Origin of the sequence: Paraburkholderia sp. MM5496-R1 (assembly GCF_050436205.1) — a bacterium.
GTDB classification, from domain to species: domain Bacteria; phylum Pseudomonadota; class Gammaproteobacteria; order Burkholderiales; family Burkholderiaceae; genus Paraburkholderia; species Paraburkholderia tuberum.
This window is the reverse complement of record NZ_JBNDLT010000003.1, coordinates 2,523,828-2,548,490: the sequence shown is the minus strand read 5'-3', so window position 1 is coordinate 2,548,490 and position 24,663 is coordinate 2,523,828. Positions and strand designations below refer to the sequence as shown.

At 63.4% G+C, this 24,663-nt stretch carries 21 protein-coding genes; 5 read left to right on the top strand and 16 right to left on the bottom strand.

What is annotated here, in order from left to right; genetic code table 11:
* Nucleotides 1–252 precede the first annotated feature (252 nt).
* The 4 genes from OKW38_RS37840 to OKW38_RS37825 form a co-directional block, all read right to left on the bottom strand.
* Nucleotides 253–1,719: an amino acid permease gene (locus OKW38_RS37840; protein WP_429365451.1), complete on the bottom strand. Its 1,467-nt coding sequence runs from the start codon at nt 1,717–1,719 to the stop codon at nt 253–255.
* Nucleotides 1,720–2,080: 361 nt separating this feature from the next.
* On the bottom strand, nt 2,081–2,740 hold the full coding sequence (locus OKW38_RS37835; protein WP_429333893.1) for a hypothetical protein: 660 nt from the start codon (nt 2,738–2,740) through the stop codon (nt 2,081–2,083).
* Nucleotides 2,741–3,118: 378 nt separating this feature from the next.
* Entirely contained in the window at nt 3,119–4,534 is a 1,416-nt protein-coding gene (locus tag OKW38_RS37830; protein ID WP_090812898.1) for an ISNCY family transposase, read from the bottom strand.
* Between the two features lie 629 nt (nt 4,535–5,163).
* Entirely contained in the window at nt 5,164–5,586 is a 423-nt protein-coding gene (locus OKW38_RS37825; RefSeq protein ID WP_187611365.1) for a hypothetical protein, read from the bottom strand.
* Between the two features lie 45 nt (nt 5,587–5,631).
* On the opposite strand from OKW38_RS37825, the gene OKW38_RS37820 reads away from it, so the two are divergent.
* Both OKW38_RS37820 and OKW38_RS37815 read left to right on the top strand, forming a co-directional pair.
* Nucleotides 5,632–6,024 carry a hypothetical protein gene (locus OKW38_RS37820; RefSeq protein WP_429365450.1) on the top strand — a complete coding sequence of 131 codons (393 nt, stop codon included), beginning with the start codon at nt 5,632–5,634 and terminating at the stop codon, nt 6,022–6,024.
* A gap of 255 nt (nt 6,025–6,279) precedes the next feature.
* Nucleotides 6,280–6,684, top strand: coding sequence for a helix-turn-helix domain-containing protein (locus tag OKW38_RS37815; protein WP_090809994.1), 405 nt, complete (start codon nt 6,280–6,282; stop codon nt 6,682–6,684).
* A gap of 43 nt (nt 6,685–6,727) precedes the next feature.
* On the opposite strand, the gene OKW38_RS37810 is transcribed toward OKW38_RS37815, so the two are convergent.
* Nucleotides 6,728–7,711: a pyridoxamine 5'-phosphate oxidase family protein gene (locus OKW38_RS37810; protein WP_429365449.1), complete on the bottom strand. Its 984-nt coding sequence runs from the start codon at nt 7,709–7,711 to the stop codon at nt 6,728–6,730.
* Between the two features lie 43 nt (nt 7,712–7,754).
* Nucleotides 7,755–8,396: a glutathione S-transferase family protein gene (locus tag OKW38_RS37805; protein ID WP_429333896.1), complete on the bottom strand. Its 642-nt coding sequence runs from the start codon at nt 8,394–8,396 to the stop codon at nt 7,755–7,757.
* A gap of 109 nt (nt 8,397–8,505) precedes the next feature.
* Here OKW38_RS37805 and OKW38_RS37800 point away from each other — a divergent pair, with 109 nt between their 5' ends.
* Together OKW38_RS37800 and purU are read left to right on the top strand one after the other, a co-directional pair.
* A complete protein-coding gene (locus tag OKW38_RS37800; protein ID WP_429365448.1) occupies nt 8,506–9,420 on the top strand; it encodes a LysR family transcriptional regulator in 915 nt (304 codons plus the stop codon).
* Between the two features lie 136 nt (nt 9,421–9,556).
* Nucleotides 9,557–10,432 carry a formyltetrahydrofolate deformylase gene (gene purU / locus OKW38_RS37795; protein ID WP_429365447.1) on the top strand — a complete coding sequence of 292 codons (876 nt, stop codon included), beginning with the start codon at nt 9,557–9,559 and terminating at the stop codon, nt 10,430–10,432.
* Between the two features lie 58 nt (nt 10,433–10,490).
* Here purU and OKW38_RS37790 read toward each other — a convergent pair whose 3' ends face one another.
* The 10 genes from OKW38_RS37790 to OKW38_RS37745 all read right to left on the bottom strand — a co-directional run bounded on the left by OKW38_RS37790 (nt 10,491) and on the right by OKW38_RS37745 (nt 22,953).
* Nucleotides 10,491–11,348, bottom strand: a complete 858-nt coding sequence (locus OKW38_RS37790; RefSeq protein WP_429365446.1) for a glycine betaine ABC transporter substrate-binding protein — start codon at nt 11,346–11,348, stop codon at nt 10,491–10,493.
* A gap of 183 nt (nt 11,349–11,531) precedes the next feature.
* The gene (locus OKW38_RS37785) at nt 11,532–12,722 is read right to left on the bottom strand and encodes a 2Fe-2S iron-sulfur cluster-binding protein (protein ID WP_429365445.1); all 1,191 of its coding nucleotides are present in this window, start codon (nt 12,720–12,722) and stop codon (nt 11,532–11,534) included.
* Nucleotides 12,723–12,755: 33 nt separating this feature from the next.
* Nucleotides 12,756–14,042 carry an aromatic ring-hydroxylating oxygenase subunit alpha gene (locus OKW38_RS37780; RefSeq protein ID WP_429365444.1) on the bottom strand — a complete coding sequence of 429 codons (1,287 nt, stop codon included), beginning with the start codon at nt 14,040–14,042 and terminating at the stop codon, nt 12,756–12,758.
* Between the two features lie 73 nt (nt 14,043–14,115).
* Nucleotides 14,116–14,895 carry an electron transfer flavoprotein subunit beta/FixA family protein gene (locus OKW38_RS37775; RefSeq protein WP_429365443.1) on the bottom strand — a complete coding sequence of 260 codons (780 nt, stop codon included), beginning with the start codon at nt 14,893–14,895 and terminating at the stop codon, nt 14,116–14,118.
* Nucleotides 14,892–16,079, bottom strand: coding sequence for an electron transfer flavoprotein subunit alpha/FixB family protein (locus OKW38_RS37770; protein ID WP_429365583.1), 1,188 nt, complete (start codon nt 16,077–16,079; stop codon nt 14,892–14,894). Before OKW38_RS37770 ends, OKW38_RS37775 begins: the two co-directional genes overlap by 4 nt.
* Before the next feature lie 7 nt (nt 16,080–16,086).
* Nucleotides 16,087–18,012, bottom strand: coding sequence for a (Fe-S)-binding protein (locus OKW38_RS37765; protein ID WP_429365442.1), 1,926 nt, complete (start codon nt 18,010–18,012; stop codon nt 16,087–16,089).
* A 2-nt stretch (nt 18,013–18,014) separates the two neighbouring features.
* Nucleotides 18,015–20,078: an FAD-dependent oxidoreductase gene (locus tag OKW38_RS37760; RefSeq protein ID WP_429365441.1), complete on the bottom strand. Its 2,064-nt coding sequence runs from the start codon at nt 20,076–20,078 to the stop codon at nt 18,015–18,017.
* Nucleotides 20,079–20,103: 25 nt separating this feature from the next.
* A complete protein-coding gene (locus tag OKW38_RS37755) occupies nt 20,104–20,643 on the bottom strand; it encodes a DUF5943 domain-containing protein (RefSeq protein WP_429365440.1) in 540 nt (179 codons plus the stop codon).
* A 45-nt stretch (nt 20,644–20,688) separates the two neighbouring features.
* Nucleotides 20,689–21,660 (bottom strand): dipeptidase, encoded by a 972-nt coding sequence (locus tag OKW38_RS37750; protein WP_184046864.1) that lies wholly within the window; start codon nt 21,658–21,660, stop codon nt 20,689–20,691.
* A gap of 18 nt (nt 21,661–21,678) precedes the next feature.
* Complete coding sequence (locus OKW38_RS37745; protein ID WP_429365439.1) at nt 21,679–22,953, bottom strand: serine hydroxymethyltransferase; 1,275 nt, start codon at nt 22,951–22,953, stop codon at nt 21,679–21,681.
* Between the two features lie 418 nt (nt 22,954–23,371).
* On the opposite strand from OKW38_RS37745, the gene OKW38_RS37740 reads away from it, so the two are divergent.
* Nucleotides 23,372–24,367 (top strand): GlxA family transcriptional regulator, encoded by a 996-nt coding sequence (locus tag OKW38_RS37740; RefSeq protein WP_090810018.1) that lies wholly within the window; start codon nt 23,372–23,374, stop codon nt 24,365–24,367.
* Nucleotides 24,368–24,663: the final 296 nt, after the last annotated feature.

Sequence of the window (24,663 nt, the reverse complement as noted above, 5' to 3'; positions counted from 1 at the left end):
ATCCTACCGTGTCTGGGTGGCTTGTCAATTTATTCTTGGTGGCCGCGAGTGGAATGGACTCGCGACCACCAGGCAACCACCAGGCGGCGGACACAGCGGTCACGACCGGGGGATTCCCGCTCGCAGACGAGATCTTGAATGGTAATTGTCAATTACATGTCAATTGCCATCCAGCAATTGCCGCAATTCAAAGGCATGCAATTGTCATCGAAATCGATGCGCCTGAAAATAATATTCCGAGTCGCCACACACTCACGTACGTTTGCGCTCCGGATGCCGCAACGCCGAATGGTTGCGCCCGTATGACAGATAAATCGTCATGCCGATCACGAGCCACACGACGAGCCGCAGCCACGTGACGAGCGGCAAGCCGACCATCAGCAGCAGGCAGAACAGGATGCCGAGCACTGGCACGACCGGCACGCCGGGCGCCCGGAATGGACGCGTCGCCTCGGCGTCGCTGCGCCGCAGATAGATCACCGCGCCGCACACGAGGACGAACGCGAACAGGGTGCCGATGCTGACCATCTCGCCGAGCACGCCGATCGGTGTCAGCGCCGCGACGATCGCGACGACGGTGCCGATCAGGATCTGACTCAGATAGGGTGTATGCAGACGCAGATGGACCCTCGAGAAAAAGTGCGGCAACAAACCGTCTTGCGACATCGTGAAGAAGATGCGGCTTTGTCCATAGAGCAGCACGAGTATCACGGTGGTCAGCCCCGTCAACGCGCCGATTTTGATCAGGATCGAGAACCACGTGAGCCCGATCACGTCGACGCCCTTGGCGATCGGATCAGGAACGTTCAGCTCGGGGTACGCAACGAGGCCGGTCAGCACGCCGGCGACGAGGATGTACAGCACCGTACAGATGATCAGCGAGCCGAGAATGCCGATCGGCATGTCGCGCTGCGGCTGTCGCGCTTCCTGCGCGGCGGTCGACACCGCATCGAAGCCGATGAACGCGAAGAACACCACGGCCGAGCCGCGCAGAATACCGCTCATGCCGAAACTGCCGAACTGGCCGGTATTGGCAGGAATGAACGGATGCCAGTGTTCCGGCTTGATGAAAAACACGCCGACGGCGATAAACGCGACCACCACGGTCAGCTTGATCGCGACCATCACGTTGTTGAGCCGCGCCGACTCCTTGGTCCCCAACACGAGCAACGTGGTCAGGATCGCGATGATCAACACCGCCGGCAGGTTGATCACGCCGGTGACCGTCGAGCCATCGGCCAGTTTGACGACGGTGCCGGGGGCGGCGGCGAGGGTAGGTGGAATGTCGATGCCGACGTTGCGCAACAGGCTCACGACATAGCCGGACCAACCGACCGCAACGGTCGCGGCGCCCATCGCGTACTCCAGGATCAGGTCCCAGCCGATCATCCACGCGAAGATCTCGCCGAGCGTCGCATACGTGTACGTGTAGCTGCTCCCGCACACGGGCAGCATCGCCGCAAGCTCCGAATAGCACAGGCCGACGAACGCGCACGCGATGCCGCCCAGCACGAACGACAGCGTGATGGCCGGCCCCGCGAACTGCGCGGCGGCGGTCCCCGTCAGCACGAAGATGCCTGCGCCGATGATCGCGCCGATGCCCATCGCGGTGATACTCGTCGCGCCCAGCGTTTTCGACAGGTGACGGCCTTCTTCGGCGTCGGCGCTGGCGACGATATCAGCAACGGTTTTGCGTGCCATGTAACCGGTATCGGCCATGATAAGTCGTCCCTTTTCAGTGTTGATCAGGCACGAACCGGTTAGGCTGCCATCGGCTCGTGGAGCACGACAAAAACATCCGTCGCCGCGCACGGCAATCGCCACGGCAAGTGCGGAGAAAGCGTCTAACGGAAAATTCAGTCTATGCCGGATTAAAGGCAAAGTGAAATCCGCTTGCTTTGTCGGCGCGATAGGGCAGTGCGATGGCAGGCGCGCGCAGCGGCGGGCGTGCCGCGGGCCGTGGTGCATTTGTGCATTGCGATCGCAAGCAAGGCCTCTGGTTCGATTCAGGAGGACTTACGATGTGCGATTGCGGAATCGGTAAGCCAACGTGGACGATTTCAGGCTTGCGAGGCGGACCTCAGCCGATCCGTCCGCGCCGCAGCACGCCGCTCAGACCGAGCGAGTGGCCTGGGTCGTAGTAGTGAATGAGGAGCGTGCGCCGCTGTCCGTTCTGTACGTCGAGGTTCGCATGCTGAAGTGCGAAGCCGTTGAATTCGTAGACGCTGCCCGGCTTGACCGGAATGCGCTTGCAGTTGCCGACCCGCAGATCATGCAAGGTATGCCAACTGCGCCAGCTGAGCGGCAGGCTTTGCAGGAAGCCATGGCGCATCTTGCAGATCACGTTGGTCAGCGTCGTTACGGACAGGCGCGGCTTGCGGTACATCACGAGGTCGCCGTTGTGAACTCCGTCGGGTGCGAGCTGAAGCGGAATCAGCAGCGTCAGCAGGTGCGAGTCGTAGTGGCGGCAGTGGCTCTCGGTCAACGAAGTCTTGCTCGCACAGCGCAGTACGTGGAACGGCTCAGTCGGTAAGTTTGTCCGACCGAACTTCGCGGCCATCGCGCGCGCATTCGCGCAGATCGTCTGTTCGAGTTCGCGAAAGGCCTGACCGCGACGCAGCATCTCTGCAATCTCTGCGCCGGACTGCGAGCGCGGTGCCGTCGTGCCAAATAGGTGGTCGATGAAGTCGTTGATTTCGACGATCGTCTCCTGCGGAATCACGTCATCAAAAGACTTCAAAGCGACGCTTTTGTCGATTCGAATCCGCTTAGTCTCTGTATGCCCACGCACGTCTGTCAGGGTGTCCATAGCCCAAATTTCCATTCGCTTTTTATTCTACGACCGTATTGAAAAATATCCCCTACGAGGCGCGCACAATGTGCGCCAGCGTACATAAAGCCCTCAGGCGATTGAGCTCGATCATTAAATCTAAAGCGGACTTCTCTGACAGCTTTGGTAAATCTCGTTGGGCCGATTTGGAAAATGCTGCGACTGCGACGCTTCAGCTTTGCTTAGGTACGACATTACAGTTTTGCCGTTACATCACATGTCGAGGCCAGATAGAAATGTCCGGGTTGCGACTTTTTAGAAATGTCCGGTTTTGAGGTTCAGAAATCTCTATGTTAGGGGGCTTTTGAGCACCGAGCCAACCCGCATTCCGGCAGTTCCCAGAATCGCTTCATTCAACTGCGCCCGGGTCAGCTCGCGCTGCTTGCGGGTGCCCACCTTGCGCTCCTTCGAGCGTGGTGCCTCGCCCTGATTGGTCCTCGATGGCGAGCCTGACGCGCGCCGGTCATCGCGCTGCGCCTGAATCACCTGCGCCAGCTGCAACGTGTGTCCCAGCCGCTTGTTATCGACCACCGCCGCCTGATCGATCTCCGAGAGCCGGTCATACGGCACACAGGGCAGGGCAGCGCCATTCACCCGGATCTCGATGCGCCCATCCGGATACTCGAACACATCCAGATAACGGTGAATCAGCCTGCGGTTGGCGACCGTGTCTTCCAGCAGATAGATCACCCGGTCGTACTGGACCGTCAGCACCTTCGACACGCGCCGCGGCACACGAACCGTCAGGATCAGATCAAGATCGTCGTCGGCACGCAGCGGCCGGTGTGCATCGAAGGTGCTCCGCGGCATCTTGCCAAACCGGCCGTTAAAGTCAGCGATGAAGTGGGGCGCGTACGCATTGGCGGCCTCCTTCGTGGTGATGCCGCGTAGCCGCAGTTCCTTCACGAGACGATCCTGCAACGTCAGGTTCGCGCGCTCGACGCGCCCCTTCGCCTGACTGCTGTTGGCGCAGAACGTATCCACATTGAGCTCGTACAGCGCGCGGCCAAACTGCGTCACACCCTTGCCAGGCGTCGCCGAATGGCTGTTGCAATGGAAGACGCTGGCCTTGTCGCTGTACAGCGCCACCGGCTTGCCATGCTGTTCCAGGTACGCGCGCATCGCCTCGAAGTAGCTGAAGGTCGACTCGGTCGCCGTGAAGTGCAGCGCCATCAGCCGGCCCGTTGCATCGTCGATGAACACCAGCAGCGTGCAGGCCGGCGCCCGGTCCTCAAACCACCGGTGATCGCTGCCATCGATCTGCACCAGTTCACCCAGGCAGGCACGACGGTTTCTCGGCTGATGCAGCTTCGGCGGCCGCTGTTTGCGGGGAATCCACAGCCCGGCCTCACGCATCCAGCGCCGCACGGTTTCCTTCGCAAGCATCACGCCGTGACATTCACGCAGCTTCTCGCAGGCCAGCGTCGGCCCAAAATCGGCATAGCGTTCGCGCACCAGCGCCATGGCCCGCGCACGGACATCCACCGGCAGTTCGCGGTTGCTGGGCTGTCCACGCCGCGCTGAAACCAGCCCGGCCGGTCCCGCCGCCTCGTAACGCCGCACGAGCCGGCTGACCTGACGCTCACACAGCTGCAGCCGTTCAGCCGCCAGTACGCCCGTCAGGCGATGCTGGACGACCGCCTCGATGATCTTCACGCGCTCGAGCTCGTGCATGCTGATCGTGATGAATCCACGTCCGTTCATGGTCTGGCTCCGGGCTGGCTGTGATGCCGCAGCATGCGCCACAGCAGCCAGCCCGGAGCAGGAAACCGGACATTTCTAATGAGCCAGAACCGGACATTTCTAAAAAGCTCTGACATCACAAATGTTGATAATTTATCTTATGTCAAATTGTGGATGCTTCAGAAAAATGCTTCCAGTACGCATCGCACAGGCCACCGTCGATGCGCGTGCCGCGTGTCGGCCCTCCGCCACAAGTGATGCACACACCGGTGCCCGGTGACCATCGCGAATCGTCCGAACCGCGGCTCTTTCGCCTGCCACAACTGACGCCGGGTGCAGCCCGATTCAGTGACCAACAAAACTGGCGCAACAATTCAATTCCAATTTTTATGGGCGGCCCCCCCAATCAGAGCCCTCATGAATTAAGACGCGGCCGTGCGTACAGATTAATTTACGCACGCCACATGCCGAAATTAGACAACTGTTAAATACCGCTTTGCGCACCACGAGAATAAGCTTGGTAGCGAAAGCCAATGCCGCTATCGCGGCTCGCGCGGATTTTTTATAGTCGGCTATTGCCTTGTGGCTTAGAGACGTTTCGCATTTCTCTCAACCGGCGAGCGTGTCGTCGTTGAGCGACTGTGAATGGGCTACGTGCATTTCGACGTGGCATACGGGCGCAACGTGTTCGCCACCCTCCCACTTGCCGCGATCTGAGATGCATGTTCGAACACGCGCAGACGCTCGGCATCCGCAATCAGTCGCTTCTTCGTCATCGAGCGTCCCGCCGATCCGAAGCCCATCACCTTTTCGTACTCACGCGGCCTGCCGTGCCTGAAGCGATTAAAGAAGTCATCGCCCGGCAGGCCGTTGTCGAGGCTCATCAGGCAGCCGTAGTCGAGCGACGCGCAATCGCTCAGTGAACGCGCCGCGTCCTCCAATGCGCGATAGCGGCTTTGCAACGGTTCGTCGCGAGCGAAAAGCGCGTGCAGTTCCTGATAAGTCACGAGTCTTTTGCGTTTCGCGGCACGCAGTAGCATCGCGGCAATATCGCGGGTCCTATCCATGTTCATGTCGTTCTCCTTACCGCCAGCTTGCAAGCGCCCAAATGGCAACCGATGAAAGCGCTGTCAGCTTTTATCGCGGTTATGCGTATCGAGTCGGAAACTACCCCCACAAAATACTTCCGGCATTCAACGACTCAGCTAAAATTAAGCGGGTGGTTACTGGAGTCACGCTTCACAACGCCACGCTGCGCGAATGTCCCGTTTACATATAATCCGCTGGAAAAACGCCGCGAAGGATTTTCAATCTTCAGCACCTTTTTTCCAGCTTTCCGGCGAGTCGCCATCCTGCATCGAAAGATGCATTCCAATTACATTCGCAAAACAGGAATCCGCGCACTCAAACGGTTCAGTCTTCCGAGCTGCTGCCCGCACTTAAAAGCGCCTGACGTCAAGCCATATGCGGCCTGGCGCTATCCGGGCTGCCAGAGCGAGCCGACTGTTTAAAATCACGTCAATCAGGTTAGCAAACGTTAAATTCAATCGCAAGAGAGATATTTAATATTTTAGAAAGAAAACATCGTGTAACCGCCTTACGGGCGGCTTGCGTGATTTTCTATCAGAGGAAAGACGCGATTGATTTTTTATTCTTTTGGACACAGCAGGCGACTTTTCGATTATCTGTAGGTGGCGCGCCCTCCTCACTGTCTACCCCATAACCGATTGCAGTCCGGTCAGCGGACCCAACGGCGGAGTTCTCCGATGCATCGACCAAATGACGATTTGCCGACCGTCGCACGGCGTCTCACGGCGGGCAAGAAACTGCTCGACGGCGTCGCTGCGGCCGAGGTCGCGAGACAGATGGGCATGGCAAAGACCACCGTCGAGCGATATCGCAAGCTATTGGAACAAGGCGGGCTCGAGGCGCTGAGAAACATGAGCGTCGGCGGCCGCCATTCCGCACTCGCGGTGGCGGATCTGGACTGGTTGGCCCAGGCGCTGAGGGCCTCGCCGCGGGACTATGGCTTCGACGCCGACGGCTGGAGCAATGCGCGCATGCGCGAGCTGATAAGCCGTCAGTTTGGCATTTCGTACTCGCGAGTCTATGTATGGCAACTGGCCACCAGACTCGGCGTGTCTTATCGGCTCGGCCGGAATGCGCAGTAAAACGGCGCGCGTACCCAGCTAAAGCACGCGCGTGCGCATCGGCTCAGGCGCTTTCTCGAACCTTTGGCAGAAACTGCGGCGCCAGTTCGACCTCCGACCATTGGAACGGCAACGCGCCGCGACTGCGCCGCACTTCGCTCACATGAAACCGCACGAGCCGCTGCGCGCCCGCAAATGCCGCGAGTTCGTCGCCGTCCCAGATGATCTCTGCTAGCACCGCCAGATAAAGCAGATCGCCGGTTGCGAAGTCGATAAACAGCAGACCCGCGCGCGGATCGTGCACGAGGTTGCCGATCGTGTTGAAAAAGCGGTTGCCGCTGTAGTCGGGCGTGGTCAGCGTAGTTGCGTCGTCCACGCGCACGAAGCCCGGCGCACCGCCGCGATGGGAAACGTCGATCCCCTTTCCCGGGCCCGCTTCCTCGCTCAGATTCGCGCTGGCGATAAAGAACGTGTCCGCGCTCGCGAGCAACTCGCGGTCGGCACTGCTCAGAAGCGTGGCGATCTCGGGCTGCGCGCGCGTCGCGGCCGGGTCCCGCTCGATGAAAGACGGCGCGCGGCTCTGGATATACTTCGGGCAATTGCCGAAGCTCTGCATGACTTCAACCTGCAACGTGTCGCCTGCCACGGACCGGACGACGCCATTTGCCCGATTGCGCCGCCGCGTACGCGGCTCGATGCCCAGCGCACCGAGCTGCGCGCCTTCCCGCCAACCCGCGGCGAGCGGATCGCCAGCCAATGTGCCACCTTCGATGCGCAGTGTCCGCGCATCCGGTGACGAGACGAAACCCGGCGCACCCGCACGCAGCGTCGCCCACGGCTGAGCGCTCGCATCGACGCCGCCAATCACGACGAACGGCTGCGCGGCAAAGAACTCGCGATGCTGCTCAGGCATGAATCGGCGAATGCCCCGACGTCCCATCGACTCGGCCACCTCACGCACATTCGCGCGCTGCTGCGCATCCTGCTCGCCGGCATGAAACGGCGACGCGGCGCTTGCCCAGTTATTCAACGGGACGAACTCGGACATGATCGGACTCCTTTGCAAGATCTGACGCAGCCGTCAACGCGTATCACGCCGCCAGCAAGCCCGCCTTCGTCGAAGGCATCGCGATGAAACGCGGCAGTGCCTCCACGCGCTGCAGCCACGTGCGAATGTTCGGATACGGCTGCAACGACACGCCGCCCTCGGGCGCGTGAGCGATATACGTGTGCGCGGCGATATCGGCGATCGTGACGTTCGCGCCAGCCACGAACGGCTTACCGGCAAGCTCCTCGTCGATCACGTCGAACAGCTTGACGGCGATCTGCTTCGCACGTTGGTGGTCGAGCGGCGCGCCGAACACGGTCACGAGCCGCGCCGCGCACGGCCCGTAGGCGATCTGGCCAGCCGCGAGCGACAGCCAGCGCTGCACCGCCGCGGCGCCGCGCGGATCGTCCGGCAGCCACGATGCGTCGCCATAGCGCTTCGCCAGATAGACCAGAATCGCGTTCGAATCGAACAGCGTGAGCTCGCCGTCCTGAATCGTCGGCACCTGACCGAATGGGTTCAGCGCGAGGTACTCGGGCTTGCGGTTGTCGCCCGCCTTCATGTTCAGCTCGATGACCTCGAACGGCAGATCGAGCAGCGTCAGAAACAGCTTCACGCGATGACCGTGGCCTGAAAGCAGCGTCGTATACAGCTTGATAGGCTCGGTGGGTCTGGCAGCGGGCATGGATGGCTCCGGATACGTTGAATGACACGCCCAGCATAAGGCGTAGGCACTGTCGCGCGGAAGCCCGATAATCCGGGAAACACAGTCAAGCGAGAATGGACAATCGATCATGGCCGATGTGCGCAACGTGAACCTGAACCGCCTCGCGATCTTCGTCGCGGTCATCGACGCGGGCTCGCTGAGCGCCGCCGCGACGCGGCTCGGGCTCGCGAAGACGATGGTCAGCACGCACATGCAGAGGCTCGAGGCGGAAGTCGGCGCGAGCCTGCTGGTGCGCACCACCCGGCGGCTCGGCGTCACCGAGGCGGGCCGCACGTTCTACGAGGCGAGCGTGAAGATTCTGCGCGCCACCGAGGACGCGCTGAACGCGCTCGGCGGGGAAACCTCGCCGGTGCGCGGCACGCTGCGCGTCAGTGCGCCGAACGACTACGGCACGCTCGTCGTCGCGCCCGCGCTGGTCGAATTGCGCCGCACGCATGCGCAGCTCGACGTCGAGCTGCTGAGCAGCGACCGCTACGTCGATCTGATCGCCGATGGCATCGATGTAGCGATCCGGCTTGGTCGCCTCGCGGATTCCAACTATCGCGCAGTGAAGCTCGGCAGCTTCGTCAAATGGCTCGTCGCGAGTCCGGAGTTCCTGCGGACGTGGGGCATGCCGGGCACGCCGGCCGCACTGGAGACGCTGCCCTATTGCGCGTTGTCGGTGCTGCCGCATCCGTTGATGCTCGATTTGCGGCACGTCGACGGCAAGATCGCGAGCGTGCGCTGCGCGTCCGCGTTGCGCGTCAACACGGCCGATGCCTGCCGCGCGGCGACGCTCGCGGGCGGCGGCATCGGTCTGTTGACGGATTTTTCGATCGCGGACGACGTCGCGGCGGGACGGCTGATCCGGCTGCTGCCCGAATGGGCGAGCGCACCGGCGAGCATTCAGGCCGTATTCCCGCCGACGAGTCACCCGCCGGCGAAGGTGCGCGCGTTAATCGATACGCTGAAGCGAAGGCTCGCGGCGGAGCCTGCGGATTAGCACGGCAGATCCTCCTGGCGCTCCCATTCCAGCGCAACGGCGGTTAGCTTCTATCCGCGTTATCGCCCGATTTGCTCTACTGCGACGATGCGCGCCGCACCCCGCGGCCTCGCCTGATCGTCAATGTGGAGAGCTTATGTCCGCCATTTCCCGTCCTGCTCAAGGGGTTCTCACCGTCGCGTGTCCGAGCGCGGCGGGCCAGGTTGCCGCCGTCGCTGGCTTTCTCGAACGGCATCGTTGCTATGTCGACGAACTCACCGTATTCGACGACGAACTGAGCGAGCGCTTTTTCGTGCGCTGCGTGTTTCACCACGTCGATCGCGACGATGCGCTGCAGATCGCCATGCTGAAGCAGGAATTCGCGCCGATCGCCGAACGCTTCCGGATGACGTGGGCGATCCACGATCTGTCGAGCCGGCCGAAAGTCCTGATCATGGTTTCCAGGCTCGAACACTGTCTCGCCGACCTGCTGTTTCGCTGGCGCATGGGCGAACTGAAGATGGACATCGTCGGCATCGGCTCCAATCATCGCGATCTCGAACCGCTCGTGCGAGCGCACGGCCTGCCGTTCCATCATCTGCCGATTACAGCCGACACGAAGCCACAACAGGAAGCCGGCCTGCTCGAGCTGTTCGATACGTCCGGCGCGGAACTGCTGATTCTCGCGCGCTACATGCAGATCCTGTCCGCCGAAACGAGCCGGGCGCTCGCCGGGCGCGCGATCAATATCCACCATTCGTTCCTACCCGGTTTCAAGGGAGCGAGACCGTATCATCAGGCCCATGCGCGCGGCGTCAAGGTAATCGGCGCCACCGCGCATTTCGTCACCGACGATCTCGACGAAGGTCCGATCATCGAGCAGGGAGTCGAACCGGTCGATCACTCGTACAGTCCCGAACGGCTGCTGACGACCGGACGCGACGTCGAATGCATTACGCTCGCGCGCGCGGTCAAGGCGTTCGTCGAGCGGCGTGTGTTCATCAACGGCGAGCGCACCGTCGTGCTGCGGTAAACAGAAAAACGCCGCTGAAAAGCGGCGTTTTCGTGTGCTGCGCCGACGCCAGGCCGAGTTACTTCACCCAGCTATCCACCCGGTCCGCATGCGCGCTGACCCACGCGTCGGCCGCTGCGGCCGGTTTTTCGCCATTCTGCGTGGCCAGCATCACCGTGTCGATCTCGCCCGGCTTCCATTGGAACTTCTTCAGGAACGCGACCACTGTCGGCGCTTTTTTCTCGAGCTCGGGATTCACCACGCTATCCACGTGCTCGGCTTCACCGAATACCTTCTTCGGATCGTCGAGGAACTTCAGCTTGTACTTGGCGAACATCCAGTGCGGCTTCCATCCGGTCACGATGATCGGCTTGCTGGCCGCCTCCGAGCGCGCCAGTTCGGCGGTCATCGCGCTTCCGGAACTCGGCATCAGCTGATAGTCGAGCCCATAGGCCTTGATCGCCTCGCTGGTTTTCTGCATCACGCCCGCGCCGGCGTCGATGCCGACGATGCGCGCGCCGAACTCCGCCTTCTTCGCCTGCAGATCGCCGACGCTCTTCACGTCCGCGTTGTCCGGCACGATCAGACCGATCTTCGCGTCGTTGAAGTTCGGCCCGAGGTCGACCACCTTGTCCTTGAAGTTGTTCCAGTAGGCGCCGTGCGTGACCGGCAGCCACGCGGACAGCGTCGCGTCGAGATCGCCGCGCGCCACGCCCTGCCACATCACGCCGGCCGCCACCGGCACCAGTTGCACCTGATAACCGAGGCGTTTTTCGATCACCTCGGCGGCCACGTTCGAGGTCGCCACGCTGTCGTCCCAGCCCTCCACGTAACCGATCTTGATGGTCGGTTTCGAATCGGCCGACACGCCCGCACTGACCGCCGCCAGCATCACCCCCAACGTGCTTGCCACCACTACCTTTCCGATCAGTCTCATCGACGTTCTCCCGTTGATCCATTTGCCCATTGACGCGTTTGCCATCGAACCGCACATCGCGTATTTAGAATCGCCAACCAGAATTGCCGGGTAGCGTTGTTTTTCGACATGCAGTTGTCCGCATGCGACATCCACGCCAATCCGCCCAGTGTTTGCCGTGTTCTTGCGGTGTTATCAGTCGTATTACTTGTCGACGACGAGATCGGTCAGCGGCTTGCTACAGCACAGCAGCACCATGCCCTGATCGATCTCGCGCTGACGGATACCGCCCGCGTGCTTCATCGCCACTTCGCCGGACACGAGCTTCACCTTGCAGGTGCCGCACATGCCTTGCGTGCACGACGCCGGCAGCCGCACGCCCGCCTGCTTCGCCGCATCGAGCACATGCTGGCCGCCGCCGCACTCGATCTCGCGATGACTGCGCGTGAAGCTCACCTTGAAACGCGTGGCGGTTTCGGCCGGCGCGCACGCATCGCTCAGCGTGTGCGCGACATGCGCTTCGGCCAATTGCGCGGCCACTTCGCTGACGGTCTCGAACGAGAAGCTTTCCTCGTGATAGTGCTGGCGATCGAAGCCGCCTTCATCGAGCAGATTGCGCACCGCCTGCATATACGGCGCGGGGCCGCACGTGAAAATCTCGCGCTCCAGAAAATCCGGCGCAATCAGTTTCAGCAGCGGCAGCGTCAGAAAGCCGGTGATGCCGGGCCAATTGGTGCGCGTGCCCACGCGTTCGCAGACGAACGCGGTGCGGAAATGCGCCTGATTGGCGGCGATCAGATCGAGCTCGCGCGCGAAGATGATGTCGTCCGGCGTGCGCGCGCTGTGCACGAAGACGATATCGCTGTCCTCGCCGAGTTCATGATGCGCGCGGCTCATCGACATCAGCGGCGTGATGCCCGAGCCCGCCGACAAAAACAGCAACTTGCGCGCCGGATGCCGCGCGCAGGTGAATTCGCCGGCTGGGCCCAGCACGCGTACCTGCATACCCGCATGCAGATGGTCGTGCAGCCAGTTGGACACCGGTCCGCCCGGCACGCGCTTGACGGTGATCGAAATCGTATGCGGCCGGGTGGGCGCAGACGAGATCGTATAGCAGCGATTGACGCGCTCGCCGTCAATCTCCAACTCCAGCGTGATGAATTGCCCCGGCTCGAACACGAACGCCCGACCGGATGGCGCGCGGAAGAAGAAACTCTTCACGTCGTGCGTTTCGCTGCGGACCTGGCAGCACTCCAGCGTGTCGTCGGCGTCGCCGTTCCAGCGCGCCGGCAGCGCGTCCCAGAAGCGCGGCTGCGTAACGCGGCTCGGAGCGTCAGCTGGATTCTGCGAAGTCTGCTCGATGTCCGGTTGAAACATGGCCTGATCGCGCATCATGGTTGTCCCCCGCTCCTCATTGCGGTCTTGCGCTCAGCGCACGAACGACACGACTTTCTCGTCGTGCACCGCCCGTGAGTTCGCGTCGTAATCCGCGAGACGGCCGATATACCACTCGCAGAACTTTTCGACGAGTCCTTCGGTGCACGGCGAATAAGGACCCGGCTCATACGCACTGCTCCTCGCGCCGCGCTGCGAATATTCGACGAGCGCGCGATCCTGGTCGTTGGTCGCGCGCCACACGGCGGTCAGATTGTCGAGGTCGTAATCGATGCCTTCGCGCGCGTCCTTGTGCACGAGCCATTTGGTGCGCACCAGCGTCTTGCCGGCCGACAGCGGAATCACCGAGAAACTGACGATGTGGTCGCTCATGAAGTGATGCCACGAGTTCGGCTGGGTCCAGAACGACAGGCCGCCGAGATCCGCATGCTTCAAACCGCCGAGCAGCTTCTTCGAGGCGACCTTCGCGTCGAGCGTCTGCGATTCGCCGTCGCGATCGAGCGGCAGACGTTGCGTACGAAACCCGGTGACCAGGTCGGCGAGCCGCTCTATTTCCGCCGACGGCAACTGCATCGCCTCCCACTGCGCGGTGCGGCGCGCGACCGTCGTCTCGAACGCGGCCATGCCCTCCTCGTTCGCCGGCGTGCGCTGATAACCGAAACCGTATTCGTACAGCGAGATGGTCAGTTCCGGATGGTTCGCCACGCAGTGATAGCACTCGCGATTGTTTTCCATCGTCAGCTTCCAGTTGCCCTCCTCGATGATGTCGATCGACGCGGCGATCTTGCAGCCGGCCAGATCGTGCGGCAACAGATACGGTTCCATCGCGGCGCGCATCACGGCGAAATCGGCGGGCGGCTGCTCGGCGAGGCAGATGAAAATCAGTCCGGCGAGATTTTCGACATGCACCGCTTTCAGACTATGTTTGCAGCGCTCGAACTGCTCGCCCATGTGCTCGGCGAACATCAGGTCGCCATTGAGGCTATACGTCCAGCTGTGATACGGACAGACGATATTGCCGAGCGAGCCCTTGCCGGTATTGCACAGACGCGCGCCGCGGTGGCGGCATACGTTATGAAACGCACGCACCCGCATGTCGTCGTCGCGCACGATCAGGATCGAATCGTCGCCGATCTCGACCGTCACATAGTCGCCCGGCTCGGGCACGTCGGGCTCGACCGCGACCTGAATCCAGTGCCGACGGAAAATCGCGTCGATGTCGAGCGCGAAGATGGGCTCGCTGGTATAGAACGGCGCTTCCAGCGTGTAATTCTGCTTGCGGCGTTCGATCATTGCGCGAACGTCTGCGGAAACTTTCATTGTTTGCTCCGTTGCGTGTCACGTCTGGCGCCGCGCCAGGCCCTCCTGGTCGCATGCTGGCCCGAGCCGGAATTCAGTAATCCACCAGTTGATGCTCGCGCAAATACGCGAGTATCACTTGTGCTTTTTCGACGGAACTCCCTTCAATTACGACGCTGCCGCCGCGGCTCTCGGTCGTCGTCGCCGACAGCATGCGCGCGTGGCCTGAGCGCTTTTCGGCGGCGGCGAGGCGCACCGGTTTCGCTGTGGCGGGGCCGATCGTCCATGCGGACTGTTCGGGAGTGGTGCCTTGCCGCGCGTCGGCGAGCGGCGCGACGGCGCGCTCGATCGTGCCTTCGCGCATCCGTGCATACGCGTACGACGTCGCGACGTTCGCGAGCGGATGCACGGCAACCAATGCCGGCAGCCGCACTTCGACGCGCCGTCGTAGGCCCTTCGGCATGAACTGCCGGACCTGCGCTCGACCGTCGCGCAGCGCCAGATCGACGGCGGCGCCGACGAGCGGCACCGCCAGCGCATGCGCGACGCGATACGGCAGCATGCCGCTATCGAAACCGCCTTCGGCGCGCGTGCCGGTCAGCACCAGTTCGTAGCCACGCAAACGCCCGGCGAGTTGCGACGCAGGATCGGCGTCGGGCGGCATCTCGAGCACTTCGACCGAACGCGCGCCGAGCGCCAGATATTCGTTCAACGCGGCATTCGACGGATCGCCCGCGTGCAGCACGTCGAGCGTCGCGCCATGCGTTCTGACGAGCGACAGCGCCAGCGTCAACGCCGCCGCATCGTTGCGGCTGTAGCGCGCGACGCCGCTGACCGGGTGACGTCCGACTGAAACCAGCACGCCGATCTTCATGCGAGCACTCCTTCGGCAAGCTTGCCCGGCCGCAGCAGCGCGGCCGAGGTCGCGCGGGCACCGCGCGCCGCGGCCGCCGCCTCGTTGAGCGCCGCGATGGTTTCCTGCGCGTCGGCGATCACGGTCAGATTCGCGCGCTTCGCGATCGGCGCGCTCGCGTCGAGATTCACCGCGATCACATGGCGGCAATCCTTGATGCCTTGCAGATGCTGCACCGCCCCCGAGATGCCGAACGCGATATACACGCTCGCCTCGACGGTCTTGCCGGTCGCGCCGATCTGCTTGTCGCGCGTGAACTTGCCGTCGTCGACGGCAACCCGGCTGGCACCGATCGCCGCGCCGAGGGTGGTCGCGAGTCGCTCGAACGCGGGCACGTCGCTGACGCCGTTGCCCGCCGACACGATGAAATCCGCCTCTTCCAGCGCGACCTGCGCGGCGTCGATTTTGTCGATGCCGAGATCGCATATCGCGCGTTGCGCGACCGTGCTGTCCGCTTCGCGCTCGAAGCGCCACGCGACCCGCTCGCCCGCGCCGACGAACGGCAGCTTCGGATCGACCGCATTCGGCTCGAGCAGCACGACCTCGGGCAGCGCGCGGCTGGCGAGCGCCGAATTCGCGCGAATATAGGTGCACACGTGCCCGGCAGCGATCTCGACGACGTGCGTCGCGACGCTTGCATCGGCCGCCGCCGCATAGCGGCGGCCGAGGTCGCCGTCGCCGGTCGCGTTGTCGGGCAGCAAGACATGGGCTGGCGCATAGGCCGCGACGCAGGCCGCCAGCGCATTCAGTTCATCGTCCGGCGCGTACGTGCGGCGGTCGAACATCGGCAATTCGATCAGCTTGTCGGCGCCGAGCGCGGCGGCATCGCCGGTGAATTCGCCGAACACCAGCAGCACGACTTCGCTGTGCGTGTCCGCGATCAGCGCGGCGGCCGCGAGCGTCTGGCGCGCATGTTCATCGAGCGCGCCGCGCTCCGCGTGCGCCGCGACCAGCAGCACATGGCGCGGCGCGGCCGTCGTGCGGCGCGGCTTCGGCTGTTCGCGATGCGCGGAGTGACGCGCATCAGCCAGCGACGCACTGCCGCCGGCGTCCGCGATGCCAACGACGCCGAGCGTGATGCGCCTGAGTCCCTGTGCCGTCACCGTGAACGGCCGGCGCGGATCGATTCGATTGAGCGTATTCATCATCGCGTTACTCCAGCGCCGCGGCGACCAGTTCGGCCACGTCCAGCACTTCCGGTCGCGGCCCCACCACCCCTTCGAGCATCGCGGTGCAATTCGGACAGCCGACCGCGACGATCTCCGCGCCGCTCGCGCGCACGTCGTCGATACGGATGTCGGGAATCCGCCGTTTGCCGGGAATATCGGTCAGCGGTGCACCGCCGCCACCGCCGCAGCAGCGTCCACGCAGGCCGTGACGCTCCATCTCGACCACCTGGATGCCGATGCTCTTCAGCACCCGGCGCGGCGCTTCCGTCTCGCCGTTGTAGCGGCCCAGATAGCACGGGTCGTGATACGTGATGTTGCGCGCCGCGACGGCGGCGGCCGCGCGCGGCGACAGCTTGCCGCTCGCGATCAGTTCGTCGATCAGCGCCGTGTGATGCTGGACCTGATAGATCCCGCCGAGCGCACGATACTCGTTGCGCAGGCTATGCAGCACATGCGGATCGGCGGTAACGATGCGCGCGAACGAGTACTGCGCGAGCGTCCCGATCAGCGTACGGGCCAGTTGCTGGAACGTCGCTTCGTCGCCGAGCCGCCGCGCGGTGTCGCCGGTATCGGTCTCGACACCGCCCAGCACCGCGTAATCGACGCCCGCGCGGTTCAGCACCTTGACGAGCGCGCGCAGCGTGCGCTGATAGCGCATGTCGAACGCGCCTTCGCCGGCGATCAGCAGCACGTCCACGTGACGGCCCGGCTGCGCGACCTGCACCTGCAGATCGACGGCCCAGTCGTAGCGCGCGCCGATGTCGTAGCCGTTGAGGCTGCCGGTTTCGCGCAGATTCGCGAGCGTCGCCGGCCCCTTGCCCGGCACGCTGCCTTCGACGAGCGTCTGATTGCGGCGCATGTCCACGATCGCGTCCACGTGCTCGATCAGCATCGGGCACTCCTGCACGCAGGCGCGGCAGGTCGTGCAGGACCACAGCGTGTCCGCTTCGATCAGCGTCGAGATCAGCGGCTTGGCGGGCGCGCCCGCGTGCTTGCCGACCGGAATGCCGGGCGTCGGGCTGCCTGCGTACTGCGCGTCGGTGCCGCCGACCATGCCGGTTACCAGATCCTGAATCAGCTTCTTCGGATTGAGCGGCTGACCGGCCGCGAACGCGGGGCACGCCGCTTCGCATTTGCCGCATTGCACGCAGGCGTCGAAGCTGAGCAACTGGTTCCAACGGAATTCGACCGGCTTGCCGACGCCGTATTCCTTTGCGTCGAGCAGCGGGGTTTTAAGCGCGGTGGGCGGCACGGCATCGCCAGCGTGACGCGCTGCGGTGGAATCGGCAAAGCGCTCCTGGCGCGGATGAAACGCGAGATGCAGCAGTCCGGCCAACGCATGTTTCATCGGGCCGCCACGCGCCGCGCCGAACGTCATCGTGAACGCGCCCGCCGCGATCAGCAGCGCGACGATCACCGCGAGCGCACCGGACATCATAGTCGCCGGAAGCGCGATGAACAGCGCGAGACCGAGCGCGAACGCGCCCAGTAGCAACGGCAACTGATCCCACGGGCCGCGCGAGAGTCGCGCCGGCACCGTCTTCGCGCCATGCCGGCGGCGCCACACGAACACCGTGCCGATCAGCATCGCCAGCGCGGCGAGAAAGATCAGTTTGTCGAGCCACGGCGAGTAGATCGCGAGACCGTAGTTGACGAACACGAGCGCCATCGCGAGGATCGCTCCGCCCGCCGTGGCAACGTGCGTGCGGGCGATATACGGATCGCGCGCGACCACGTGATGCAGGTCGACGAAGTAACGCTTCGGGATCGCGAGCAGATTGGCCCAGCCATAGGCGCCCGCGACGGTCGCACGGCCCTCGCGCCAGTATGCGGCGCGGCGCGCCAGCGCGAACGCGAGACCGGCCACCGACACCCACAGCAGGACGGTGATGACAAACACGGGGCTCATCGTCAGAAATCCTTGCAAAGGCGCAGCGCGTCGTAGATCGCGCCGTGAATGTTGTGCATCGAGATGCAGTCGCCGACCCGGAACAGCAGGAAGCGGCCGTCGCCGAGCTGCTCGTCGAGACACGGCTGCGGTTCGGACGCGAACAGTTTGTGCACGTCGACCTGGCCGCGATTGACCGATTCAGGCTTCAGCTGCCAGTAAAGCCGGTCGTTCGGCGTACTGCCGTTTTCGATCACCACCTGATCGACCGCGCGCTCCTCCTGCTCCTCGGTGTACTCGTTGCGGATCACGGCGATCTTCTTGCCGTCCTCCTCGTACACCCTGTCGAGCCAGTAATTGGGCGTATGGATCACGCCTTGCGCGTACAGACGGCGATAGAAGATCGGGAACGTGGTGCCGCCGACGTCGTCGGCGACCTTCACGTCGGGCGTGACGATCTCCACGTTGGCGCCGCGGCTCGCGATGAAATCGGCCACACCCGCCCCCGCATGCGTGCTGACGCCGTCGTACACGAGCACGTTCCTGCCCGGCTCGACCTTGCCGGCCAGCACGTCCCACGAACTGACCGCGAGCCCCGCGTCGACGCCCCACGCCGCGACCTGCGACGTGAACGCCGAACCGCCGGTGGCGAGCACGACGATGTCGGGCTTCTCGGCCATGATGGTCCGCTCGTCGGCGGCGACACCGAGGCGGCGGTCCACGCCGAGGCGCTTCGTCTCCATGTCGAACCAGCGCACGATGCCCGCCATCTGCTCGCGCTGCGGCGCTTTCGCCGCCAGCATGATCTGGCCGCCCACGTGATCGCTCTTTTCGAACAGCACCACGTCGTGACCGCGCGACTTCGCGACGCGCGCCGCTTCGAGCCCCGCCGGCCCCGCGCCGACCACCACGACCTTGCGCTTCGGCCCGCGCGACCTGGCGATCACGTGCGGCATCGTCGCTTCGCGCGAGGTCGCCGCGTTCTGCACGCACAGCACGTCGAGCCCGTTGTACTGACGGTCGATGCAGTAGTTCGCGCCGACGCACTGCCTGATTTCGTCCTCGCGGTCATCGCGGATCTTGATGACCATATGCGGATCGGCGATCTGCGCGCGCGTCATGCCGACCAGATCGACCATGCCGCTCGCGAGCAAGCGCTCGGCCTGGCCCGCGTCGCGAATGCTTTGCGCGTGCATCACCGGCACCTTGACGACCTGCTTGATGCCGGCCGCGAGATGCACGAACGGCTCGGGCGGCAGCGCCATCGGCGGCATGCAGTTGGCGAGCGTATTGTGGGTGTCCGCGCCGGAACCGATCACGCCGAGATAGTCGATCAGGCCGCTTTCGCTCATCGCCTGGGCGATTTCCTTCAGCTGGTCGTGATCGAGCCCGTCTTCATGGAATTCGTCGCCACACATGCGCAGGCCGACGCAGAAGTCGGCGCCCACCGCCGCGCGCACCGCCTGCAACACTTCGACGCCGAAACGCAGGCGGTTTTCGAGCGAGCCGCCCCATTCGTCGGTACGGAAGTTGGTGCGCGGGCTCCAGAACTGATCGATCAGATGCTGATGCGCCGCCGAGATCTCGATGCCGTCCATGCCCGCATCCTTCACGCGCTTCGCGGCCGCCGCGAAGTCGCCGATGATGCGGCGGATCTCTTCGACCTCGATGATCTTCGCGTTGCCGCGATGTACCGGCTCGCGCACTCCCGACGGCGACATCAGATGCGGCCAGTGCTCGCCGTGAAACGCCGAGCGGCGTCCCATGTGGGTGGCCTGAATCATGATTTTCGCGCCATGCGCGTGCATCGCTTCGGCGAGCCGCGCGAGCGGATCGACGATCCGGTCGGTGGCGAGATTCACCGACTTCCACCAGCCTTGCGGGCTGTCGATCGACACCGGGCTCGAACCGCCGCATACGGCGAGTCCGACTCCGCCCTTCGCCTTTTCCTCGTAGTAGCGGATATAACGGTCGCCGGGCAGACCACCCGGCTCCGCATAGACCTCCGCGTGCGCGGTACTGACGATGCGATTGCGCAGCGTCAGCTGGTTCAACGTGAGCGGCTTGAAAAGGTTCGGGTAACGCATCGCGATCGACCTCGGAATGCCCGGATTAGATTGACGCGAGCGGCGAGACTTCGAACACGCAGTGCTCGTGTCCCTCCGCCGCGCAGCGCGCTTCTTTCGACTGCGACGGCGGGCCCTTGCGCGCGCCGTCGGGCGCGGTATCGTTGACCCAGTCCATCGCGCCCGCGAACCAGCCGGCGAACATGTAGCAAAGCTTGCCGGTCTTGCCAGGTTGCGCGAGCACGAACGACGAGTGCCGCAATTCGATCCGCGCATGCGAGCTGGCCGGATCGGCTTCGATGATCGTGAAGATGCCCCAGCCGCGCTGCGACAGACGGTTCAGGTAATGCTCGAATACCGCCATGCCGGCAAGACCATGTTGCTTCGCTTCCTTCTCGCACCAGAAATAGGCGGACTTGTGACCGGCCTTGTAGAGAATCCCGGCGTACGTATCTCGGCCGAGCGCTTCCTCGACGGCGACGTGGTTGTTGGTGAAGAAGTGGCGCGGCACGTACAGCATCGGCAGGGCGTCGGTGGTCCAGACGCCGGTGTCCGGATCGACGTCGATAGGCAGTTGGGGTTGCATGTGGAGACTCCGTTTCGTATTTGCTATGAAAACAAGGACTAAAGCTCACACCTTCCAGACTTCGCCGAACACCCGTACCCAGTTTTCGCCCATGATCTTGCGGATGCGCGTCTCGCTCCAGCCGGCGCGTTCCATCGCGGCGGTCAGGTTCGGAAACTCGCCGATCGTGCGAATGCCTTCGGGATTCACGACCTTGCCGAAGTTCGTCAACTGGCGATAACGGCCCTTGTCGTGCGTGATCCAGTCGAAAAACTCGGTGCTGTAGCCCTGCGTGAAATCCGTGCCGATCCCCACCTGGTCCTCGCCGATCAGGTTCACCACGTACTCGATCGCCTCGATATAGTCCTCGACGGTCGCGTCCGGTCCGCGCTTCAGGAACGGCGCGAACATCGTCACGCCGACGAAGCCGCCCGCGTCCGCGATCTCCTTCAGCTGCTCATCGGTCTTGTTGCGCGGATGCTCCTTGAGCCCGGACGGGCAGCAATGCGAATAGCACACCGGCTTCTTCGACGCCGCGATCGCCTCCGACGACGTCTTGCCGCCCACATGCGACAGATCGACCATGATGCCGACGCGGTTCATCTCCTGAATCACTTCGCGCCCGTAGCCGGACAGACCGCCGTCGCGTTCGTAGCAGCCGGTGCCGACCAGGTTCTGCGTGTTGTAGCAAAGCTGCACCACGTTGACGCCGAGATCCTTGAACGCTTCGATATAGCCGAGGTTGTCCTCGAACGCATGCGCGTTCTGGAAGCCGAAGATGATGCCGGTCCTGTTCTCTTTCTTGGCGCGGAAGATGTCGTCGGGGGTGCGCACCAGCGTGAGGATCTCGCTGTATTGGCGGATTTGCTGCTTCATTTCGGCGATGTTGTCGACGGTCTTCTGAAAACTTTCCCAGACCGACACCGTGCAGTTCACCGCGGTCACGCCGCCCTTGCGCATGTCCTCGAACACCGAGCGCTCGAACTTCGAAATGTTCAGCCCGTCGATGATGATGCTGTTCTCGTGCAGTTGACTCATCGTTTGCTCCACGCGTACTCAGTAAATGGGAAAGCGCTCGCACAGCGCGAAAATCTCGCGGCGCACGCGTTGTTCGGTTGCGGCATCGCCTTCGGGCGATACGCGCAGCGCATCGAGCACCTCGACGATCAGACGCCCGACCTCGCGAAACTCGCTGACGCCGAAGCCGCGTGTCGTGGCCGCCGGTGTGCCGAGGCGGATGCCGGAGGTGATGGTCGGCTTCTCCGTATCGAACGGAATGCCGTTCTTGTTGCAGGTGATGCCCGCGCGCTCCAGCGCCTGTTCGACCTGATTGCCCTTGAGCCCCTTCGGCCGCAGATCGACCAGCAGCAGATGGTTGTCGGTGCCGCCCGTCACCAGATCGACGCCGCCCGATGTGAGCACCTCGCCCAATGCCCGCGCGTTCGCGAGCACGCTGTCGATATAGGTTTTGAAGCCCGGCTGCAGCGCCTCGCCGAATGCGACCGCCTTGCCGGCGATCACGTGCATCAGCGGGCCGCCCTGCAAGCCGGGGAACACGGCAGAGTTGATCTTCTTTGCGATCTCCTCGTCGTTGGTCAGCACGAATCCGCCGCGCGGACCGCGCAAGGTCTTGTGGGTGGTCGACGTGACCACGTGCGCATGCGGGACCGGATTGTCATGGCGGCCCGCCGCGACCAACCCGGCGATATGCGCCATGTCCACCATCAGCTTCGCACCGGCGCCCTCGGCGATCGCGCGCAGCCGCGCGAAGTCGAGCGCGCGCGGATAGGCGGAGAAGCCGGCGATCAGCAGCGTCGGCTTGTGCTGTTGCGCCAGTTCCTCGATCTGCTCGTAGTCGATCAGCATCGTGTCGCGCCGCACGCCGTACTGCACCGCGTTGAACCACTTGCCCGACATCGCGGGTTTCGCGCCGTGTGTCAGATGCCCGCCCGCGTCGAGCGACATGCCGAGCACCGTGTCGCCGGGCTTCGCGAGCGCGAGCATCACCGCGCCGTTGGCCTGCGCGCCGGAATGGGGCTGCACGTTGGCAAACTTCGCGTTGAAGAGCTGCTTGATGCGATCGAGCGCCAGCGTCTCGATCGCGTCGACGTATTCGCAACCGCCGTAGTAACGCTTGCCCGGATACCCTTCCGCGTACTTGTTGGTCAGCACCGAGCCCTGCGCGTCGAGCACCGCGCGCGACACGATGTTTTCCGACGCGATCAGCTCGACTTGCGACTGCTGACGCTCGAGCTCTTTCAGAATGGCGCCGCGCACGGCCGGGTCGCGCGCCGCTAGCGAGTCGTCGAAGAAGGGATTCGGGTTCGACATGGAAGGTCCGTGAGATCGTTGACGGGAAGGCCGCTACGGGTTGCCGGCGGGATCGCGCTACCGCTTTGCCTTGGGTCTATTCTTGACGGTCGCCCGGCGCGTCTATTTACGAATTCAGACGCGTTCTTTGCCTTTTCCGCCATGCGCAACCTGTTTCGACAAGTCGGCGCGATCCGCGCGCTCAGCGCTGCACTACAACGCAGTATTCCTGCGCCGATCGGGTGCGCTGCAAGGGCGTCGCCGCGCTGTTCCGGTGCCGCGCGGATGGTTTCATCAGTCGATTGCTTAGCTATTCCAGGCTTTGTGCGCAGTATCCAAGGGTTTAGCCTGATGGCACGGTAGTTGCCCTGATACTCAGAATTCAGATAGTCGCCCTCCCCACGGCGACGCGACATTTACATCAGGAATCACCGTTCCCATGTCCACCGATCGCACGGCATCGTTGTCGCATTTCGCATTCATGCCGGTCCCCAACTTCACGATGATCGCCTTCTCGAACGCGATCGAAGTGCTACGCATGGCGAACTATCTGACCGGCCAGACGCTTTACCGCTGGTCGATCGTGAGTCCCGCTGGCGGGCCGGTCATGGCGAGCAACGGGTTATCCGTCGATACGGGGCCGGTCGAATGCGTCGGGCAACCCGACATCGTGTTCGTGGTTGGCGGCATCGACGTGCAGCGCTCCACCACCGCCGAGCATCTGTCCGCGCTGCGCCGTTTCGCGCGCATGGGCTGCGTGCTGGGCAGTCTTTGCACGGGCACCTATGCGCTCGCGCGCGGCGGCCTACTGGCCGGTTATGCGTGTGCGATTCATTGGGAAAACATGTCGGCGCTGAAGGAAGAGTTTCCCGATACGCGCTTTCTGAAAGAGCTATTCGTGATCGATCGCGATCGCGTGACCTGTACCGGCGGCGTCGCGCCGCTCGACATGATGCTGAACCTGATCGCGCCGCGTGTTGGCACCGCTCGGGTCACGCAGATCGCCGAGCAGTTCATCGTCGAACACGTGCGCGACACCAGCGCGCAGCAGAAGATGCCGCTCGTCGCGCGGCTCGGCTCGGCCAACAAATCGCTGTTCGAAGTGATCTCGCTGATGGAGAACAACATCGAGGAGCCGCTGTCGCGCGAAGAACTCGCACGACTCGCCGGCATGTCGCAACGGCAGTTGCAACGGCTGTTCCGCGAACATCTGGGCATGACGCCGACGCACTACTATCTGACACTGCGCCTGCGGCGCGCGCGCGAGCTGCTGTTGCAGACCGACATGTCGATCATGCACATCACGATGGCCTGCGGCTTCCAGTCGGCCTGCCACTTCTCGAAGAGCTATCGCGATGCGTTCGGCACCGCGCCGACGCGCGAGCGTCGCAAGCAGGTGCCTTCGCTATCCGGTGCGCCAGTGATGGCGGCTTGATCAACGAACAGAAGCGCCGCGTGCCCGGCAGGCCACGCAGCGCTTTAGCGGCCAACCAAACTCAAGCCGCCTTCAACAACCCGGGCGGGTCGATCACAAACTTCTTCGGCGCGCCGCCGTCGACGTCTCCATGTTCGTGAGCGGCACGCCGCACACGCTGCGGGGCGCACCGTTTCACCAGCGTAGCGGCCTACAACTTTTTCTTTACCCCCGCGCAACATATCCTCGTTTGCCATCGGTTCGCAAAAGCCCGATAGTGCTGCCTCAGCCGAATCGCCGATCTGCCGATTCACACT

Bases quoted from the DNA above. Each gene is read 5' to 3' on its own strand.
- OKW38_RS37840 (WP_429365451.1), bottom strand. From the start codon at position 1,719: ATGGCCGATACCGGTTACATGGCACGCAAAACCGTTGCTGATATCGTC.
- OKW38_RS37830 (WP_090812898.1), bottom strand. From the start codon at position 4,534: ATGAACGGACGTGGATTCATCACGATCAGCATGCACGAGCTCGAGCGC.
- OKW38_RS37825 (WP_187611365.1), bottom strand. From the start codon at position 5,586: ATGAACATGGATAGGACCCGCGATATTGCCGCGATGCTACTGCGTGCC.
- OKW38_RS37820 (WP_429365450.1), top strand. From the start codon at position 5,632: ATGAAAGCGCTGTCAGCTTTTATCGCGGTTATGCGTATCGAGTCGGAA.
- OKW38_RS37815 (WP_090809994.1), top strand. From the start codon at position 6,280: ATGCATCGACCAAATGACGATTTGCCGACCGTCGCACGGCGTCTCACG.
- OKW38_RS37810 (WP_429365449.1), bottom strand. From the start codon at position 7,711: ATGTCCGAGTTCGTCCCGTTGAATAACTGGGCAAGCGCCGCGTCGCCG.
- OKW38_RS37805 (WP_429333896.1), bottom strand. From the start codon at position 8,396: ATGCCCGCTGCCAGACCCACCGAGCCTATCAAGCTGTATACGACGCTG.
- OKW38_RS37800 (WP_429365448.1), top strand. From the start codon at position 8,506: ATGGCCGATGTGCGCAACGTGAACCTGAACCGCCTCGCGATCTTCGTC.
- purU (WP_429365447.1), top strand. From the start codon at position 9,557: ATGTCCGCCATTTCCCGTCCTGCTCAAGGGGTTCTCACCGTCGCGTGT.
- OKW38_RS37790 (WP_429365446.1), bottom strand. From the start codon at position 11,348: ATGAGACTGATCGGAAAGGTAGTGGTGGCAAGCACGTTGGGGGTGATG.
- OKW38_RS37785 (WP_429365445.1), bottom strand. From the start codon at position 12,722: ATGATGCGCGATCAGGCCATGTTTCAACCGGACATCGAGCAGACTTCG.
- OKW38_RS37780 (WP_429365444.1), bottom strand. From the start codon at position 14,042: ATGAAAGTTTCCGCAGACGTTCGCGCAATGATCGAACGCCGCAAGCAG.
- OKW38_RS37775 (WP_429365443.1), bottom strand. From the start codon at position 14,895: ATGAAGATCGGCGTGCTGGTTTCAGTCGGACGTCACCCGGTCAGCGGC.
- OKW38_RS37770 (WP_429365583.1), bottom strand. From the start codon at position 16,079: ATGAATACGCTCAATCGAATCGATCCGCGCCGGCCGTTCACGGTGACG.
- OKW38_RS37765 (WP_429365442.1), bottom strand. From the start codon at position 18,012: ATGAGCCCCGTGTTTGTCATCACCGTCCTGCTGTGGGTGTCGGTGGCC.
- OKW38_RS37760 (WP_429365441.1), bottom strand. From the start codon at position 20,078: ATGCGTTACCCGAACCTTTTCAAGCCGCTCACGTTGAACCAGCTGACG.
- OKW38_RS37755 (WP_429365440.1), bottom strand. From the start codon at position 20,643: ATGCAACCCCAACTGCCTATCGACGTCGATCCGGACACCGGCGTCTGG.
- OKW38_RS37750 (WP_184046864.1), bottom strand. From the start codon at position 21,660: ATGAGTCAACTGCACGAGAACAGCATCATCATCGACGGGCTGAACATT.
- OKW38_RS37745 (WP_429365439.1), bottom strand. From the start codon at position 22,953: ATGTCGAACCCGAATCCCTTCTTCGACGACTCGCTAGCGGCGCGCGAC.
- OKW38_RS37740 (WP_090810018.1), top strand. From the start codon at position 23,372: ATGTCCACCGATCGCACGGCATCGTTGTCGCATTTCGCATTCATGCCG.